Genomic DNA, 16,251 nt, shown 5'->3' with positions numbered 1-16,251 from the left:
GCGGGGGATGGGGTGGACGGGCGCGTGTGGGGCATGGGACAGAGTTTACTGGGGTCGGCGCCCCCACGCCGACACCAAGGGTGGGGAGGGTACGAGGAACTCCGGATCCGCCAACGATTCCAGCGTGTCGTCGACCTCGGCCCGGGTGATCCCCTCGTGCTCGACCAGGGAGTCGGCCAGCTGGTGCACCGCCTGGCGATCGAACTCCGCCGCGGCCGAACCGCCACGGATCAAGCCGCCGTGTAACAGGGTTCCGATCTCCGACAGCCCGTGTTCGTGCAGCAGCAACGGCAAACGCCTGCCGTACTCGGGGTCGTAGCCGTTGGCACGCATGCGGTCGTTGATCGCCTCGTTGACCCGCGTGTAGGTGGCCAGCCGCCGATCCCCGTCAGCGGGATGCCTGCGTGGCCAATCGAACTCCTCGACGAGCAACCACCCGCCCGGCGCGCACAGCGAAACGAGCTTCGCCAGTACGGCATCGCGATCCTTGAGGTGCGAAAGCACCAAGCGCGCGTGGACCAGGTCGTAGTCGCCGGGCAGCGCCTCGTCGCCGGTGATGTCGTGCCGCATGACGAGCGTGTTGGGAGTGGCGCGGAGGAACCGGGTGTCGAGGTCGGTGGCGTGCACGGCGCCGTCCGCTCCGACAGCCTCAGCGAGCCACCGCGTAACCGATCCGCCGCCCGCCCCGACGTCCAGGCAACGCCAGCCGGGTCGCAAAGGGATGGCGCGCAACGCATTGCGGGTGCCCTGGTCCCACAGCGCGGTGATCCCCAGCAGTCGCTCTTCCTCGCCGACCGCGGCCTGGTCGTAGGTGTACCGCTCAGCCACGGAGTTCGCCAATGGCAGCGACGACTCGTTCGGCGGCGGCCAGCACGGACGGCGTCGAGCGCGAGATCGCGACCCGCAACCGCCGGGCTCCCCTGTCCCGCTCCGCGTAGAAGTACCGGCCGTCGAGCACGTGCACGTCGGACTTGGTCAGGTGCTTGCGCAGCTCGACCGCGTCGAACGGGACCTCCGGCGTCAGTTCCAGCCACAGCAACGGAACCGTGGACTCCGGCGCGAGGTCGTGGAGGAGCCCGTCGGTCAGCCCGAGGAAGCCCTCGCGGTTGCGCCGCACCCCGCGCCACAGGTAGTCCTCCAGCCCCATCTCGGCCGCGCCCGTGCAACCGCGGCCGAGCAGCTCCAACACCCACGGCGAAACGTTGAGCAGGAGGTCGCGGTTCAGCTCGTGCAGGGCGCCGAGCACGTCGGCCGACGCCGCGAGCATCCCGACTTTCAGGTCCAGGAAAGGGAAAACCTTGCCCGTGTCCTCCAGAACGACATAGCTCACACCGGACTCGTCGAGCACCGAGTACTGGCACCACGAAGTCATCCGTGGCGAGAACAAGCGGAAACAGCAGTCGACGACCAGCAGGACGTCGTGCCGCTCGCAGTGCTCCGCGAGCGCGCCGAGCAGGTCCTCGTCCAGCTCCTGCCCGTCCGGGTTGCCCGGCGCCACCACCCACAGCACGTCGAAGTCCGGCACGGTGCCCAGCAGCGCGGGCAGGTCCGGGTAGCCGATCCGCGTGGTCTCGACGCCGACGTTCGCGACCAGATCGACGAAGTTGTCGAAGCACGGCTCCGCGTAACACACCCGCCGGTGGTTGCGGCGCAGGTGGATGGCGATGCTCTGCACCAGGCTCGACACGGAGTAGGACAGCAGCACGTGATCCGGCCTGCGTTGCCCGCCGAGCTCGTAGAACCGGTCCAGGAACGCGTTCTCCACGCTGCTGTAGTCCTTCGGCCACACCTCGTGGAAGATCTCGCTCGCCCGTTCGACCAGGTCCAGTTCGAACGCGTGCAGGTCCTGCCTGGCATGCCCGTCGGCCAGGTTGATCCGGCCGTCGATCGCTATCCGCTGCACTGTCGTGTTGTTGTCCCCGGTGAGCAGGTCGGAGACGGAAACGAGAGCAGACAAAGAGTTCTCCTCGGCGCGGAAGCGATTCCAAGATTCTGCGCCGTGCCGGGTCGAACGTCCATTTCCCTTTGCTTGCAACGAACTTAAGCTCAGCTATATGTTGGAACTGCGCCGCCTCGTGCTCCTGCGCGACCTCGCGGCCAAGCGGACCGTCACCGCCGTCGCCGCACTGCACCGCATCACGCCGTCCGCGGTCTCCCAGCAGCTGCGCGTGCTGGAACGGGAGGCCGGGGCGCCGCTGGTGCAACGCAGGGGGCGCGCGCTGGTGCTCACTCCGGCCGCGCGGATGCTAGTCGAGTACGCCGAACGGGCGCTGCACGAACTCGAACAGGGCCGGGCGGCCGTGGCCGCGCTGCGCAACGAGGTCACCGGCACCCTGGTGCTGGGCTGCTTCGCCTGCGGCATCCCGAGGTTCGCGGCGGGGCTGGTGGCCGCGACCGCGCGGCAGCACGGCGGGCTGCGGGTGGAGATCGTCGAGACGGAGCCGGACCAGAGCCTCAGCGCGCTCAAGGCGCACCGGCTCGACGCCGCGGTGATCTACCACTACCCGCTGGCCGACCTGGCGGTACCCGCGGGAATCACCAGGATTCCGCTCCTCGCCGATCCGCTCGTGCTGGTCACCCCGCGCAGCTGGGCGCTGGGCGAGACCACGCTGTCCGGGTTGGCCGAGCGGCCGTGGATCAGCTACCCGACCGGCAACTGGTGCGCGTCCGCCACCACGACCGCGTGCACGGACGCCGGGTTCAGCCCGGACGTCCACCACGTCTGCGACTGCTACGACTCGGTGCTCTCCCTGGTGGGCGCGGGCGCCGGTGCCGCGTTGGTGCCGCAGGCGACCGTGGGCCGCGGCGGCGACTACGCAATCACGGCGCACCCCGACGCGACGCGGCACATCGAGCGGCACGTCGAACTGGCGATCCGTGACGGGAGCAGCACGAATCCGGTGATCGCCACCGCCGCGCGCATCCTGCGCGAGATCGCGGCGGACTCAGATCCGCTGTAGGCCGAGCCGCGCGCCGAGGCCGATGAGCAGGCACCCGGTGACGCCGTCGATCCAGCGCCGCACCACCGGCCGCGACAGCACGTGACGCGCGGCGACCACCGCCCAGCCGTACAGCACGAGCCAGCAGAAGGTCATCGCGCAGAAGATCGAACCCAGCACCAGCATGGTGGACAGCCCGCCGCCGCCGAACTGCGGCAGCAGGCTGATGAAGAACACCGCCATCTTCGGGTTGGCCAGGTTGCTCACCAGCCCCTGCCGGAAGGCTCGCCCGGTCGGAGCTCCCGTGACGTGCTCCCGCCGGTCGCCGCGCCAGGCCGACCACAGCGACCGCACGCCCAGCAGGACCAGGTACGCGGCGCCGACCAGCTTGATCGCCAGGAACAGCGATTCCGAAGCCCTGATCACCCCGGCGACCCCCGTCGCGGCCGCCACCGCCCAGACGCCCTGTCCCGCGGCCACCCCGGCCGCCGTCAGCACACCGCCGCGCCGACCGCCCACCAGCGCGTTGCGGACGGTCAGCACGGTGTCCTGGCCGGGCGTGGCGATCACCGCGAACGACACCCCGAGGAAGATGACGAACTCTGCGACGTCCATACGCCCATTCTGCACCCAGCCTCAGCTGTGCGAGAAATGAATTGCCACGTTCTGCGCGTTCACGATGACGACCTTCTCGATCCCGGTGATTCCCAGGCGGCGACCGTGCTCACGCACCAGCCAGATCGAGGAAGCACCGTTGTCGGTGCCGAGAAATGCGTGGAAGAAATCCGAGGTGGTCGCGCTGACCGGTCCGGCCTGACCGTCTACCCGCCATTCACTGAGGTCACCGGGGGTGAGCGTCATTCCGATGAACCTCGTGTTCAGATTGCTCAGGTAGAGGACCATCTCGCTGCCGTTGCCGGAGGCGACGTTCATCCGCACGATCCGGCGCAGCGGCGCGACCCGCGCCCCGTTGAACGCCGCCTCGTAGCGCAGGTACTGGATGTCGGAGGTCTTCAGCAGCGGCCAGTCCGGGATCTCGTCGCCGACCGGGTTGGCGTTGTGCCAGGCCCGGATCTCGCCCTGGGCGGCGCTGATCGCGTTGACGTACATCGCGGCCGGGATCCCGGGGATGCTGACGTGCTCGGCGCCGTCATCGCAGTAGGGCTTCTCCTTCGCGGGCTCGGCGCGGTAGTGCTCGGCGAACCGCCGCCGCCGCTCCGCCATGTCCTCATCCGACAGGAAGCCACCATCCTGAACAGATTTCATCATTTCCCGGTAACGCCGCTCTCCGGTTCCCAGCGTTTGAGCGAACGCGGCCGTCTGCTGCGCGGATACGCGCTTGTCAGGCGTGAAGGGAACCGTTGGCGGCATGGGTATTTTCGATTCACTCATGTGCAGGGATCTTTCCCGTGTGCCACACCGGCCGCTAGGCTCCGAAAGAGTGTCCGCGAGAAAAAGGAGTGTCATTTCCGCATCGGCCGAGTAACGCTCGATTCGACGGTGTCGGCTCGCGCCCGGTCCAGCTCCGTCAGGTCGGCACCCTCCTTGCACCGCGGTTTGAGGGTCGGCGCCCGTCATCGCCGGAGGATCACAGCAAAGTCTCCGGGACGACTTCAACGGAACACTTGAATTATGGACGTCATCGACATCTCATCGAGGAACAGCGCGCAGGGCCGGGATGAGCTGGCCGGGGCGATCGGAACCGCCTGCGGGACTTCGGGATTCTTCGTCATCGTGGGACACGGCGTGCCCCAGGAACTCGTCGACCGGATGTACACGGTGACCAACGCCTTCTTCGGGCTGCCCGCCGAGGAGAAGGCATTGGTCGCGCACCGGCCGGGGACCTCCGGCTTCCGCCGGTCCGGCGGCACCACCGCGCTGAGCCTCGACCGGCAGACCCCTCCCGATCTGTGCGAGTCGTTCGGCGCGCACACCGACTTCGGCGCGCTGACCGTGCTCTACCAGGAGGACGACCTGGGCGGCCTGCAAGTGCTCCAGGGGCCGGACGAGTGGTGTGATGTTCAAGCGATCCCGGGCAGTTTCGTGGTGAACATCGGCGACCTGATGGCCCTGTGGACCGGCGGCCGGTGGGTGTCGACCATGCGCCGCGTGATCAACCCGGAACGGGGCGACACGTCCTCGCGCCTGTCCATTCCCTACTTCTACCAACCCAATCACGACACCCGGGTGGACGACGTGATCGCGGGCGAGTGGATGGCCACGAAGACGCGGAAGCTGTTCGCGCCACCCGTGTAAGTCCACTGAGGACGGTCAGAGCCGGACCGCGCCGTCGAAGCTCTTGCCCGGGTACCAGGGCATCGAGTCGATCGCGGCGAACCCGGGGATCTTCTCCATGTGGCGCACCATCTCCCGGCGCATCGCCTCGTCCGGGAGCGGCCCGCGCAGAGCGCCGAGGTTGTCGGTCATGTGGTCCGGGTTCGTCGTGGCGGGCAGGACGCAGGTGACCGCCGGGTGCGAGATGACGTACTTGAGGAAGAACTGCGCCCACGACGCACAGCCGATCTCGGCCGCGAAGGGCGGCAACGGGCGGCCCGCGACCACCGCGTGCAGCCGCGCCTTCTCCAGCGCCATGTTGACCAGCACGGCCGTGCCGCGATCGGCGGCGACCCGCAGCAGCCGGTCCTCGATCTGCCTGGCGAAGATCGAGTACCGGAACTGCACGAAATCGACGTCGCCGGTGGTGATCCAGTGCTCCAACGCGGGCAGGTAGTGCGCCACGTGGTGGGTGACGCCGAGGTAGCGGATGCGGCCCTCGCGCTTCCACGCGCGCAGGATCGGCATGATCATGTCCACGTTGGTGAGGCTGTGCACCTGCACCAGGTCCATGCGCTCCCGCCACAGCCTGCGCCGGGACTGGTCGAACTGCCGGTTCGCGTGGCTCGGGTCGCTGAGGTACTCACCGGTGCTCCAGGACTTGTTGGCCAGGAACACCCGGTCGGCGATGCCGAGTTCTTCGAGGAAGTCGCCGACGGTGACCTCGGAGTAGCCGTAGAGCGGAGAGGTGTCGATAACCCGCCCGCCGCCGTCGAAGAAGCGTTTGGTCACCTCGCGCAGATGCGCGCGGGGTCGGCCGGGGAGCTTGTCGAAGGTCATGAACGTGCCCATACCGAGCACGGGCACGCGTTCGCCGGTACGGGGAATGACGCGGGTGATCGGATTGCCGACCGGCGCGGCGGAGGCCGCGGCCGCGCCACCCACCGCAGCGAGGGCGCCGAGCCCGGCGGCCTTGAAGACCGTCCGGCGGGACGCACCGTGTTGGGGACTCATGCCGCGATGCTGGCAAGGACGCGGCCCGCCGGTCTTTCACCTTCGCCGCGATTACAGCTTCGCTTTGCGGTAGGCGTGCGGCGTCTGGCCGAAGCGGGCGCGGAAGAGCGTCGTCAGGTGGCTCTGGCTGGACAGGCCGACGCGGTGGGCGATCTCGGCGATGGGCAGGCCGGAGCCGGTCAGCAGCTCGGCGGCGCGGCGCAGCCGCTGGGTCAGCACGTAGCGGTGCGGGGTCAGCCCGGTGGCCTGCTTGAACGCCTGGCCGAAGAGGTGCCTGCGCATGCCCGCGGTCGCCGCGAGGTCGTCAACGCGCAACGGCTCGCCCAGGTGGTCCTGGATGCGGTCGAGGACCTGCTTGAGCCTGGCCCCTTCCAGCGCTCTCGGTTCCTCGGGCGCGGCCGGGCCGCCGTGGTGGCGGGCCAGGTGCAGTCCCAGTGTGGTCGCGACGCTGTGCACGAACAGGTCGGCGTCCTCGCCCGGCGAACCCGCCTCCGTCCGCAGCGCCAGGCAGAGCTGGTGGATGAGCGGGTCCGGCCGATTGGTGAAGCCACGGAAAGCGGTTCCACCCGCCAGGGCGGGATCGAGCCAGATCGCGGCGTAGTCGATCTCCCCGCCCTGGTGCCACGACCGCCGCTGCCGGTGCGCGGGGATGAAGGTCACCGCACCGGCGAAGTCCGAGCCCACGTAGCGCGGCGCCCCTTCGATCTCCGCCTCGGTGCGTTTGGTCGCCCCGGCGAAGGTGACGAAGAGAAGGTGCTTGTCGGAGAAGGACAATCCGTCACCTTCGGGGTCCGCCGACCAGCGCGACAGCTCCAGGCGTAGCCCCGGCCAGGTGTGCTCGCTCCTGGCCAGGAGCCGTCCCCCGTGCCGCCGTGTCTCCCGCACCCGCCCACTATCGGCCGCCCGCCGTGAGGTGCGGGTGAACGGCACGGCTCACCCGCCGCCCGTGCGCAACCGCTCCGCGGGCCAGGACGGCGGGCCCCTTTTCCCGTTTCGTACTCATAACGGGATTTAGAGCGCTCCAAAACTTGGCTAAGAGTACGAAACGGGCGGTTCCAGACCACCCCGACCCTCGATCGAAGAGGGCTGCGAGCCACGATTTGCAGAACACAGTCTAATGCCTGTCCCGCAAGTCATCCAAGCACTCCGCACACCAAGTAGACTCTGTCCCATGCACTCCACCCGCCCGCACACCCCATCCCCCGCAGGCGCCGACTAGAGAACCCCGTTTCGTACTCATAACGGGGAAAAGAGCGCTCCCATAGCCCGTTAAGAGTACGAAACGGGTTCTTCAGCCACGTCAGCGCACGATGGGCGGTCCAGGGGGCGGGGCCGCGCCGATCAGTCAGAGTGTCCACAAAGGACACTTGTGGGTGTGCGCTGCTCCGAACGCGCGCGGAAACACCTTCTCGCCTTCGCCCTCCGGGCAGCAGGTTCAGCTCAGTGGCCCTGTCGCCGAGGCTCGGCCCGGTCATACGATGGGCTGATCTTGACCGGAGGGACTTCGCGCCATGGCGCGTTTTCTGGATCGGATGCTCGCGCTGGCGGTGGCGCTCACCGTCGCCCTCTCCCCTGTCGCCGCCGCCGATTCTTCCCGGCGCTACGCCAATCCGGTGTCCGCTCCGGCCGCGGACACGTTCGCCGACCCCGCGGTCATCCGGGGCAAGGACGGTTTCTGGTACGCGTTCGGCACCGGTGACCCGTTGCGGCGCGGCGAGCACGTCCACCGCCTGCTGCCGATCATGCGCTCGGCCGACCTGACGCGCTGGGAGTACGTCACCGACGTGTTCACCCAAGCCACCCGGCCACGGTGGGCGGCGCACGGCGCGGGCCTGTGGGCGCCGGACATCCGTTACGTGGACGGGCGATACCTGCTGTACTTCACCGTCACCGACACGGTGCTCAACGAGGGTGGTGATGCCGCGGTCGGCGGAGCCACGGCGCCATCGCCGACCGGACCATGGACGGCGCTCGACGCTCCCGTGGTGCCACCCGTGCCCGGGGACCAGGGCCGGTTCTGGTCGATCCTGGACCCGGCGATGCTCACCGACACCGCTGGCAAGCGTTGGCTGTACTACGGCTCTTATTACGGTGGGCTTTTCGTCGTGCCGCTGTCCGACGACGGGACGCGGAAGACCGGAGCCGCGACGCGCATCGCGATCGGCGACCGGTACGAAGGTGCTTATGCGGTAAGGCGAAACGGCTGGTACTACCTGTTCGCGTCGTCCGCCAACTGTTGCGTGGGACCCGCGACGGGCTACAGCGTGTTCGCCGGGCGTTCTCGATCGCCGACCGGCCCGTTCACCGATCGCGACGGCATTTCACTGCTGGACTCGCGCACGGGCGGCACGCCGGTAGTGCAGCAGCACGGCAACCGGTGGATCGGGACCGGGCACAACTCCGTGGCCACCGACGCTGCGGGCCAGGATTGGTTGCTGTATCACGGAATCGACCGCTCCGACCCGTATCTCGACGAGCCACACGGCGTGAACATGCGCCCCATGTTGCTCGACCGGCTCGACTGGATCGACGACTGGCCGACCGTGCGCGCAGGCGCAGGCGCTTCGACCGGACGACAGCGGGCTCCGGTGACTTCCGGCGTCGTCGACGACCGCTTCGAGCGAGGTGTGCTCGGCCCCGGCTGGCGCGCTTCGTCACCGGGGTGGCGTTTGGAGTCCGGCGCACTGCGGCACGCATCGACGGGAACGAATCGGTTGACTTCTGCCGAATCGTTGCCCGCCAATGCTTTTGTCGAACTCGACGTGCGCGTCGACGGAGCTGCCGGGGTGTCCTTCGGTGGCACCACTGTCATGCTCGACCGGCGGGCCGCCGCGCTGGTCACCGACGTGCCTGGACGCGGCGTCCGACTCACTCCGCTTCCTCCACATTTTCGTTACTCCGCTTGGCATTCGCTCACAGTTCGCCTGCGCGGCGGAGAGCTGACGGCCTCCGTCACCGACGCCCGGCTCGGCGATCCCGTTGCCGAGCAGTCCCGCGATTTCCCTTTTCACACCGAGGAGTTCGCGCTCATCGCACGAGGCACGGCCGAGTTCGACAACGTGTCACTCGCCCACGCCGCCCAGCCAGTGCGGCGCTCCTCTCCAGTGCCGCACATCGGTCGACTCGACCGAACAGCCTCAGACGAGTTCGACGGCGCGCTTTCCTCCGGGTGGACCTGGGTCCGAGGCGATCCGGCCGCGACCGTGCACGGAGGCTCGCTTCGGTGGCCTGCCCAAGCGGCGGATTTGGTCGGTACCAACAACACTGCCGGTATTCTCCTGCGCGATCCACCGCGCGGAGACTACGTCGTCGAGACTCGCCTCGATCTCGACCTCGGCGAAGGGACAGTGCGCAACTTCCAGCAAGCGGGCCTCATCGCCTACGCCGATGACGATGATTTCGCCCGGTTGAGCCATGTCGCGATCTGGAACACTCGGCAGCTGGAGTTCGGGCGGGAGCTTCCGCATGCCGGACGGCTCGTCTACGGCCAGCTGACACTGACCGCCCCGGCGCCCAGGATCTGGCTGCGGCTCGCGCACAGCGTCGACCCCGTCAGCGGAGAACACCGGTTCCGGGGCGGAGCCAGCCGCGACGGCGAGCACTGGACCTGGGGCGGCACCTGGACATTCCCCGCCGGACCCGCGCCTCGCATCGGCCTTGTCTCTCACGGCGGCGACTCTCCTCCGGTCACCGCGACCTTCGCATACTTCCGGGTGTATCGGGGCTAGGTGGTTCCTGCGATGGGTCGGCTGGGCTTCCAGCTCGCGTCGGTACCAGCGTGGGGTCGGCTTGACCTGGGGCCCCTTGCGCGTGCCCTTGGGCCTTTCAGGGGGCACGGGATGAAACTCCGGCCCTCGCGGGGGAGCGTATGGCACGCGCACCCCAGGTAAAGCCTCGATCCCGTTGCGCCCCTTACGTTTCGCTGGGACTTGCGATTGGTGTCGCCCAGTTGGAGGACCCTCCCCGAATGCCGAATTCGGTGACACGCTGGAACCGTTGGCGTGCAGGGATTCACCCACTGGTACTTGGATGTCGATCTTGCGTCTTGAGATAATAGAGGTATCCACGGAGAGGGGGTGAATCATGTTGGATACCAAAGCAATCACAGACATGCTGACGACCGAGATCGAAGTCAACGACAGCTACCGACTCTCCGAGAAGGACCACGTCGCGTTGCTGAAGGAGTTGGAGCGGATCAGCAACCTGCTCACCGCCGTCAAGACCGATGTCGCCACCCACGCTGAGGAACGTGGCCTGCACACCTCACGCGGGTGTAAGGATCTGGCGATCCTGCTGCGCAGCGAGTTGAATATCGCTCCTGCCGAAGCCAACCGCCGCAGCCGCTTGGTGCGCGAGCTACCGAAACTGCCCAACACCCGGCAAGCCGTCTACACCGGAACGATCAGCGGCGAACACGCGCTGGTGATCTCCGATGCCATCAAGCGCATCCCCGAGCAGTACGCGGGTAAGGCCGACGCGGCCCTGGCGAAGGCGGCACGCAAGCTGAACCCGCGTGATCTGACGGTGGTCGGCAAACGCGTGCGACATCACGTCGACCCCGACGGCGTCTACCGCGACGAACAAGAAGCCATCGCGCGGCGCGCGGCCCGGATGGGCCGTGACCAGGACGGGTGCCTGCACTTCAAGACCACCCTCGATCCGATCAACGGCGAGAAGGTGTGGAACTTCCTCTCGGCGTTGGCCAAGCCCAAGTCCGTCAACGGCGAGAAAGACCCCCGCACCTTCGAGCAGCGGTTGGCCGATGCCTTCATCGAAGCCATGACCATGGCGATGTCGATCCAGGACATCCCTGGTCTGCCGCGTTCGCTGCTGATCGTGACGATGGACTTCGACAACCTGCAGCACAAGACCGGCTGCGGGGAAACCCACACCGGCCAGCCCATGTCAGCGGACCTGCTGCGGCAGACCGCCTGCGACACCGCAGTCATCCCGATCGTGCTCGGCGGAGAGGGTGAACCCCTCGCCTACGGACGCGAACGACGCCTGGCCTCCCTCGCTCAGAAACGCGCACTGGCGGTGCGGGACAAGGGATGTGCCTTCCCACGCTGTGATCGGCCACCCTCGTGGACAGAAGCACATCATGTGGTGCACTGGATCGACGGCGGGCCGACCGACCTCGACAACCTCGTCCTGCTCTGCGTGCATCACCATCACGTGATCCATGATCAGGACTGGGAGATCATCTTCGAGCACGGGATACCGAGCTTCATCCCGCCGAAGTGGATCGACCCTGACCAGGCACCGCTGCGGAACATCCGAGTGGATCACCCACTCCGGTTGTAGCCCCGGCGTGGGCTGGAAGGTAAGGGGCGCAACGCAACCGAGGCTTTACCTGGGGTGCGCGTGCCATACGCTCCCCCGCGAGGGCCGGGGTTTCATCCCGTGCCCCTGAAAGGCCCAAGGGCACGCGCAAGGGGCACCAGGTCAAGCCGACCCACCGCAGGAACTCAGCGGCCCAGGAACAGGAATGCGATACACCGCAGGCATCGGCATCGCCCGACTGAACTCCCAGTCCACAGTGGACATACCCGCCGGGCCGGGCAGCCGCCGGATCGGCCCAGCTCGCGGCGTAATGGCGGGCGTAGTCGGGGGTGGGGTCGAGCCCTGAGTCCCATTCCCGGAGGTCCGGCATGGTCCGTACGGGCAACCCCACCGCGCGGGCGAGGGGCGCCACGGTCTGCACGGCGCGCAGGTACGGGCTGGACACGATGAGCGTGGGCGCGGCCGAGACCAGGTCGGCGACAAGGCTTTCGGCCTGCGCCATGCCTGCCGGGGTCAGTGGTCGCCGGTACTCGTCCGGGCCGCCGGGCCGAGGGACCTCCGACTCGGCGTGGCGGACCAGGATCAGCTCAGCCTTCACCCAGCCGCCCCTCGTGGATCATCTTCCCGGCCGCGTCGAACGCGCGAACCGTGGCCGCGCCGATCGCCTCGGTCGTGGTGGGCGCGGTGACGGCGAAGGTGTTGGCGTCAATCTCCAGCCGCGCTACCCGCGGTGCGGCGTAGCCATGGGCGAACACACCACGCGACTGCCCGCCGATCGTGCCGAGCAGGTGCACGACACCGCGCTTGGGCACGTCAAGGGTGGTGCTGCCACGCCCACCTCCCTCGCAACAGTGCACGTGCCGCGAGCGATCCGGCGAACTGGCCACGACGGTGCGCTTGCCGCCGGGGTCGGCGAGCATCGGCCCGAGCAGCAACGAATCCACGTCCAGCCCGTCGAACACGCACTGCCGCAACAGTTCCCGCTTCGGGTCCGGCGCGACGGCTTCTCCCCGCTCGCCCCGGAACACCAACCGGCCCCCGAAGGCGACCAGCAGCACGGCCCCGGCGAACCACCACCGCTTCGACATGCCTCGCATTGTGCTGCACGGTCAAGGCGCCCAGGGCACGACTTCGCCATGCCGGACGAGTTCTCCGTAGTGCTTCGGCGAAAGCGGTCCGAGCGCGAGGTCCAGCGGGGCGGCGGCGGCCTCGGCCGGGCTGGGCGCGGAGCTGACATCCCACCACAGCGCGGAGGTCGGCGTGTTGATCATGCCTGGGCAGACCGCGGCGAGCAGGACGCCGCGCGCGAGGTCCCGGTCCCGCCGCTGGTGTGCGAGCGCGCGGACGGCGGCGACCTGGCCGATCTTGGACGGGATGTTGACGAAGCCGGGCCACGCGCCGCCGCGGGCACTGCCGTCCTTGATCGCCGCACGCCAGGCCGCGACCTGGTCGTCCACCTCCGCCAAGGATCGAAGGCCGTCGAAGCGCCGGTGCAGCACGGGCGCGAGGTGGTGCAACGTGCCCAGCGAACTGGCGACGACGAGCAGACGGCCGTTGTCGCGCACCAAGGGCGCGAAAGCACGCAGGAGCCGGGTCGTGCCGAAGTTGTTCACCTCCGTGTAGGTGTCCACGATCGAGCGCGGATCGTCGTCGGGGCCGACGCGCATCACCGCGTTGCCGAAGACGATGTCGACGCCGCCGTGCCGCTCCCGCAGGGTCTCCGCGATCCGGTCGGCGGCATCGTCTTCGGCGACGTCGAAGACCTCGCCCCGGACCTGCGCGCCCCCGCCGGGGATCGATTCGACGGACGAGGCGACGCGGGCGGCGTCGCGGCCGGTGAGGTAGACGGTGTCGTCGGCGTCCATCCGCCGGGCGAGCCCTTCGACCAGTGCCAAGCCCAGCCCCTGGGTCGCGCCGGTGACGAGTGCGATCTTCATGGCCTCCACGCTAGGAACGCCGGAGGCATGCGAAAAGCGAAACTCCGGCAACCCTGGTATGCCATTCCGTCATGAGCTTCAGCGATGCCTCCCTCACCGCGCTCCGGGTCTTCCGCGAGGTCGCCGAGCGCGGAACCCTGACGGCGGCGGCCACCGCGCTCGGCTACACCCAGTCGGCCGTGTCGCGGCAGATCGCCACCCTGGAGCGCGCCGCCGGAGCGCCACTGCTGGAGCGGCGGCACGACGGGGTCCGGCTGACCGCGGCCGGACGCGTGGTCGTGCACCGCGCCGCGACGGTGATCGACCAGATCGACGCCACCGCGCGTGAGCTCGCCGGTCTGCCCGACGAGCGCGGCACGGTCCGCCTCGGCTGGTTCACCAGCGCGGGCACCGGCCTGCTCCCCCGGGCCCTCGCCGAGCTGCGCCGCACGCACCCGGCAATCACCGTGATCAGCCGCGAGGGCAGCACACCCGCGCTCGTCCGTTCCCTGCGCGCCGGAACCGTCGACCTCGCGCTGCTGGCGTCCGCGCCGCCGTACCGCCCGCTCGACGACGAGAGCCCTCCGCTGCGCCTGCGGACCCTCGCCGAGCGCAGCCTGCTGCTGGCCCTGCCCGCGGCCCACCCGCTGGCCGCCGGGGACGCCGTGGACGTCGACGACCTGCGCGGCCAGAGCTGGATCGCGAGCGCCAACTCCGGTGACGACCGCCTGCTCGGCGTCTGGCCCGGCCTGGACGAACGCCCGCGCATCGCCCACACCGCGCGCGACTGGCTCGCCAAACTGCACCTGGTCGCGGCCGGATGCGGCCTGACCACCGTTCCCGCCTCGCTCGCCGCGGTCGCCCCGGACGGGGTGCGCGTCCTGCCGGTGCGGGGCGGCCCGCAGGAGCGGCGGCGCCTGCTGCTCGCGTGGCTGCGGCACCCGCTCCCGGAACCGGCCGCACGCCTGGCCGACGCGTTGCGCGGGCAGAGTTGGATAATCCAGGCAGAGACGCGGTAGGAAGGGGGGTCATGCGCAAGTCAGGGATGGCGGAGGACGCGCGGGGGTTCGGTCGGCACGACCACCTCTGCTGGTCCTACACGAGCGGCGAGGAGTTCACCGCCCGCGCGCGGGAGTTCCTGGTGGAGGGGCTCGAACTGGGCCAGCGGATCTGCTTCGTCGGTGCCGAGAACGCCGATCCGCTGCGTGGCGTCGCCGCCATCGAGGCGGCACTGGCCAGCGGAGCCGTGCAGGTGATCCCGCAGGCGCGGGCCTACCCGAACGGCGAGGTGGTCGACCCCGCCGACCAGGTGCGGACCTACGCCACCGCCACGCAGGAGGCCATCGACGCCGGGTACACCGGGCTGCGGGTCGCCGCCGAGGCCACGCCGCTGGTGCGGACGCCGGAGCAGCTCAACGCCTTCCTGCGCTACGAGCACCTGATCGACCGGTACATGGCCAGCCACCCGTTCTCCGCGATGTGCGGCTACGACAGCACGGCGCTCGACGACCACGCCGTCGCGCGGCTGACCGCGGCGCACCCGACCGCCAACCGGCCAGGGCAGTTCCGGCTGCACGCCCCCGCGGACGGTGGCTGCGCCGCCGAGCTGAGCGGGGAACTCGACCTGTACGGCCATGATCTGCTCGCGGCGCTGCTGGAGTGCATCGACCCGCGACCGACCGATGGCGAGCTGGTCCTGCACGCGCCCGAACTGGACTTCATCGACCACCGCGGCCTGATGGTGCTGGCCGCGCACGCACAACGACACGACGCGACGCTGGTGCTGCGGACCCGCTGGCCCGGGGCGGCGCGCGTCGTCTCCGTGCTCGGCCTCCCCCACGTCCGGGTGGAGGCGATCGCATGATCGACAACGGCAACTTCGTCCACCCGGCGCTGTTCTACCGCTCCGACCAGGAGTACCTGGACTGCCTCGTCCCGTTCGTCACCGACGGCCTCGCCGTGGGTGAGCCCGTGGCCGTCGCGGTGCCGGGGCCGAGGCTCGACGTGCTCCGCGAAGGGCTCGGGGCGGCGGCGGAGCGGATCACGCTGCTGGACATGACCCGGGAGGGGCGCAACCCCGGCCGGATCATCCCCCGGGTGCTGCGCCGCTTCGCCGACGCCCACCGCGACCGGCACGTCCGCATCATCGGCGAGCCGATCTGGGCGGCGCGCAGCGATACCGAGTACCCGGCGTGCGCCCAGCACGAGGCGCTGATCAACATGGCCTTCGCCGGTCGCGACGTCACCATCGTCTGCCCTTACGACATGTCCACGTTGTCGGCCGAGGCGCTGGACGACGCGGTGGAGACGCACCCGCTGATCTGGGACAGCGAACGACGCTACGACAGCGACCGCTACGCCCCGGAAGCCGTGATCGCCCGCTACAACCGGCCGCTGGCCGACACCGGCCCGGACGACGCGGTGCTGCGCGTCGGCACTCCGGCCGACCTGCCCGCGGCGCGGCGCTTCGGCTCCGACCGGGCCCGCGTGCTCGGGCTGGCCGAGGAGCGCGTCGCCGACCTGGAACTGATCGTCACCGAACTGGTCGCGAACAGCCTCAGGCACGCCGGTGGGCCGTCGCGGCTGGGCGTGTGGCGGGAGAACGGGCACCTGGTGTGCGAGGTCCGCGACACCGGGGAGCTGACCGATCCGCTCGTCGGCCGCCGCCCGGCCGAGCCCGGCCAGACCTCCGGTTACGGGCTGCTGCTCGTCAACGACCTGGCCGACCTAGTGCGCGTGCACACCGGGCCGGGCGGGACCACCGTGCGGGTGTTGTTCACCACCGGCGATTGAGGTTTACCGCGTCCGCGCCGCGGGGAACACCG

General features: G+C 69.4%; 16 protein-coding genes and 1 pseudogene. 8 read left to right on the top strand and 9 right to left on the bottom strand.

Features of this window, described 5'->3' with window-relative positions; genetic code table 11:
* Positions 1-45: 45 nt before the first annotated feature.
* A complete protein-coding gene (locus NLX83_RS24195) occupies positions 46-828 on the bottom strand; it encodes a class I SAM-dependent methyltransferase (protein WP_254237413.1) in 783 nt (260 codons plus the stop codon).
* Entirely contained in the window at positions 821-1,957 is a 1,137-nt protein-coding gene (locus NLX83_RS24190) for an aminotransferase class I/II-fold pyridoxal phosphate-dependent enzyme (RefSeq protein ID WP_254237412.1), read from the bottom strand. The genes NLX83_RS24195 and NLX83_RS24190 overlap by 8 nt, the downstream gene beginning before the upstream one ends.
* Positions 1,958-2,054: 97 nt before the next feature.
* Between NLX83_RS24190 and NLX83_RS24185 the strand changes: the two genes are divergently transcribed.
* Entirely contained in the window at positions 2,055-2,960 is a 906-nt protein-coding gene (locus NLX83_RS24185) for a LysR family transcriptional regulator (protein ID WP_254237411.1), read from the top strand.
* On the opposite strand, the gene NLX83_RS24180 is transcribed toward NLX83_RS24185, so the two are convergent.
* On the bottom strand, positions 2,946-3,554 hold the full coding sequence (locus NLX83_RS24180) for a LysE family translocator (protein ID WP_254237410.1): 609 nt from the start codon (positions 3,552-3,554) through the stop codon (positions 2,946-2,948). The genes NLX83_RS24185 and NLX83_RS24180 overlap by 15 nt on opposite strands.
* Positions 3,555-3,575: 21 nt before the next feature.
* Complete coding sequence (locus NLX83_RS24175) at positions 3,576-4,205, bottom strand: hypothetical protein (protein WP_254237409.1); 630 nt, start codon at positions 4,203-4,205, stop codon at positions 3,576-3,578.
* A gap of 366 nt (positions 4,206-4,571) precedes the next feature.
* On the opposite strand from NLX83_RS24175, the gene NLX83_RS24170 reads away from it, so the two are divergent.
* Positions 4,572-5,195, top strand: coding sequence for a 2-oxoglutarate and iron-dependent oxygenase domain-containing protein (locus NLX83_RS24170; RefSeq protein WP_254237408.1), 624 nt, complete (start codon positions 4,572-4,574; stop codon positions 5,193-5,195).
* A gap of 15 nt (positions 5,196-5,210) precedes the next feature.
* Here the strand turns inward: NLX83_RS24170 and NLX83_RS24165 are convergent, their stop codons facing one another.
* The gene (locus NLX83_RS24165) at positions 5,211-6,227 is read right to left on the bottom strand and encodes an aldo/keto reductase (protein ID WP_254237407.1); all 1,017 of its coding nucleotides are present in this window, start codon (positions 6,225-6,227) and stop codon (positions 5,211-5,213) included.
* A gap of 51 nt (positions 6,228-6,278) precedes the next feature.
* Complete coding sequence (locus tag NLX83_RS24160; protein WP_254237406.1) at positions 6,279-7,112, bottom strand: helix-turn-helix domain-containing protein; 834 nt, start codon at positions 7,110-7,112, stop codon at positions 6,279-6,281.
* A 626-nt stretch (positions 7,113-7,738) separates the two neighbouring features.
* Between NLX83_RS24160 and NLX83_RS24155 the strand changes: the two genes are divergently transcribed.
* The 3 genes from NLX83_RS24155 (at position 7,739) to NLX83_RS24145 (ending at position 11,856) form a co-directional block, all read left to right on the top strand.
* Positions 7,739-9,955: a family 43 glycosylhydrolase gene (locus NLX83_RS24155; protein WP_254237405.1), complete on the top strand. Its 2,217-nt coding sequence runs from the start codon at positions 7,739-7,741 to the stop codon at positions 9,953-9,955.
* 382 nt (positions 9,956-10,337) lie between these two features.
* Positions 10,338-11,531, top strand: a complete 1,194-nt coding sequence (locus tag NLX83_RS24150) for an HNH endonuclease signature motif containing protein (protein WP_254237404.1) — start codon at positions 10,338-10,340, stop codon at positions 11,529-11,531.
* Between the two features lie 184 nt (positions 11,532-11,715).
* On the top strand, positions 11,716-11,856 hold the full coding sequence (locus NLX83_RS24145; protein ID WP_254237480.1) for a hypothetical protein: 141 nt from the start codon (positions 11,716-11,718) through the stop codon (positions 11,854-11,856).
* A gap of 45 nt (positions 11,857-11,901) precedes the next feature.
* Here NLX83_RS24145 and NLX83_RS24140 read toward each other — a convergent pair.
* The 3 genes and pseudogenes from NLX83_RS24140 to NLX83_RS24130 all read right to left on the bottom strand — a co-directional run.
* Positions 11,902-12,108, bottom strand: a pseudogene (locus NLX83_RS24140) (SixA phosphatase family protein); the annotation flags it as partial.
* Positions 12,098-12,598, bottom strand: coding sequence for a hypothetical protein (locus tag NLX83_RS24135; protein ID WP_254237403.1), 501 nt, complete (start codon positions 12,596-12,598; stop codon positions 12,098-12,100). The gene NLX83_RS24135 and the pseudogene NLX83_RS24140, both read right to left, overlap by 11 nt.
* 21 nt (positions 12,599-12,619) lie before the next feature.
* Positions 12,620-13,447, bottom strand: a complete 828-nt coding sequence (locus NLX83_RS24130; protein ID WP_254237402.1) for an SDR family NAD(P)-dependent oxidoreductase — start codon at positions 13,445-13,447, stop codon at positions 12,620-12,622.
* 71 nt (positions 13,448-13,518) lie between these two features.
* On the opposite strand from NLX83_RS24130, the gene NLX83_RS24125 reads away from it, so the two are divergent.
* From NLX83_RS24125 to NLX83_RS24115, 3 genes are read left to right on the top strand one after another with little or no spacing between them, the layout of a single operon-like run.
* Positions 13,519-14,445 (top strand): LysR family transcriptional regulator, encoded by a 927-nt coding sequence (locus NLX83_RS24125; protein ID WP_254237401.1) that lies wholly within the window; start codon positions 13,519-13,521, stop codon positions 14,443-14,445.
* An 11-nt stretch (positions 14,446-14,456) separates the two neighbouring features.
* A complete protein-coding gene (locus NLX83_RS24120) occupies positions 14,457-15,290 on the top strand; it encodes an MEDS domain-containing protein (protein WP_254237400.1) in 834 nt (277 codons plus the stop codon).
* Positions 15,287-16,219 (top strand): sensor histidine kinase, encoded by a 933-nt coding sequence (locus NLX83_RS24115; RefSeq protein ID WP_254237399.1) that lies wholly within the window; start codon positions 15,287-15,289, stop codon positions 16,217-16,219. The genes NLX83_RS24120 and NLX83_RS24115 overlap by 4 nt, the downstream gene beginning before the upstream one ends.
* Positions 16,220-16,251 lie beyond the last annotated feature (32 nt).

Source organism: Allokutzneria sp. A3M-2-11 16, from assembly GCF_024213555.1.
In the GTDB taxonomy this organism is placed as follows: Bacteria; Actinomycetota; Actinomycetes; order Mycobacteriales; family Pseudonocardiaceae; genus Allokutzneria.
Note: the sequence above shows the minus strand (reverse complement) of the source record. Positions and strands in the feature narration are given on the sequence as shown.

What these genes read in the sequence shown, in the direction of transcription:
- NLX83_RS24150 (WP_254237404.1), top strand. Translation starts at nt 10,338, where the DNA reads ATGCTGACGACCGAGATCGAAGTCAACGACAGCTACCGACTCTCCGAG.
- NLX83_RS24170 (WP_254237408.1), top strand. Translation starts at nt 4,572, where the DNA reads ATGGACGTCATCGACATCTCATCGAGGAACAGCGCGCAGGGCCGGGAT.
- NLX83_RS24135 (WP_254237403.1), bottom strand. Translation starts at nt 12,598, where the DNA reads ATGTCGAAGCGGTGGTGGTTCGCCGGGGCCGTGCTGCTGGTCGCCTTC.
- NLX83_RS24185 (WP_254237411.1), top strand. Translation starts at nt 2,055, where the DNA reads ATGTTGGAACTGCGCCGCCTCGTGCTCCTGCGCGACCTCGCGGCCAAG.
- NLX83_RS24120 (WP_254237400.1), top strand. Translation starts at nt 14,457, where the DNA reads ATGCGCAAGTCAGGGATGGCGGAGGACGCGCGGGGGTTCGGTCGGCAC.
- NLX83_RS24145 (WP_254237480.1), top strand. Translation starts at nt 11,716, where the DNA reads ATGCGATACACCGCAGGCATCGGCATCGCCCGACTGAACTCCCAGTCC.
- NLX83_RS24175 (WP_254237409.1), bottom strand. Translation starts at nt 4,205, where the DNA reads ATGAAATCTGTTCAGGATGGTGGCTTCCTGTCGGATGAGGACATGGCG.
- NLX83_RS24180 (WP_254237410.1), bottom strand. Translation starts at nt 3,554, where the DNA reads ATGGACGTCGCAGAGTTCGTCATCTTCCTCGGGGTGTCGTTCGCGGTG.
- NLX83_RS24125 (WP_254237401.1), top strand. Translation starts at nt 13,519, where the DNA reads ATGAGCTTCAGCGATGCCTCCCTCACCGCGCTCCGGGTCTTCCGCGAG.
- NLX83_RS24165 (WP_254237407.1), bottom strand. Translation starts at nt 6,227, where the DNA reads ATGAGTCCCCAACACGGTGCGTCCCGCCGGACGGTCTTCAAGGCCGCC.
- NLX83_RS24115 (WP_254237399.1), top strand. Translation starts at nt 15,287, where the DNA reads ATGATCGACAACGGCAACTTCGTCCACCCGGCGCTGTTCTACCGCTCC.
- NLX83_RS24130 (WP_254237402.1), bottom strand. Translation starts at nt 13,447, where the DNA reads ATGAAGATCGCACTCGTCACCGGCGCGACCCAGGGGCTGGGCTTGGCA.
- NLX83_RS24155 (WP_254237405.1), top strand. Translation starts at nt 7,739, where the DNA reads ATGGCGCGTTTTCTGGATCGGATGCTCGCGCTGGCGGTGGCGCTCACC.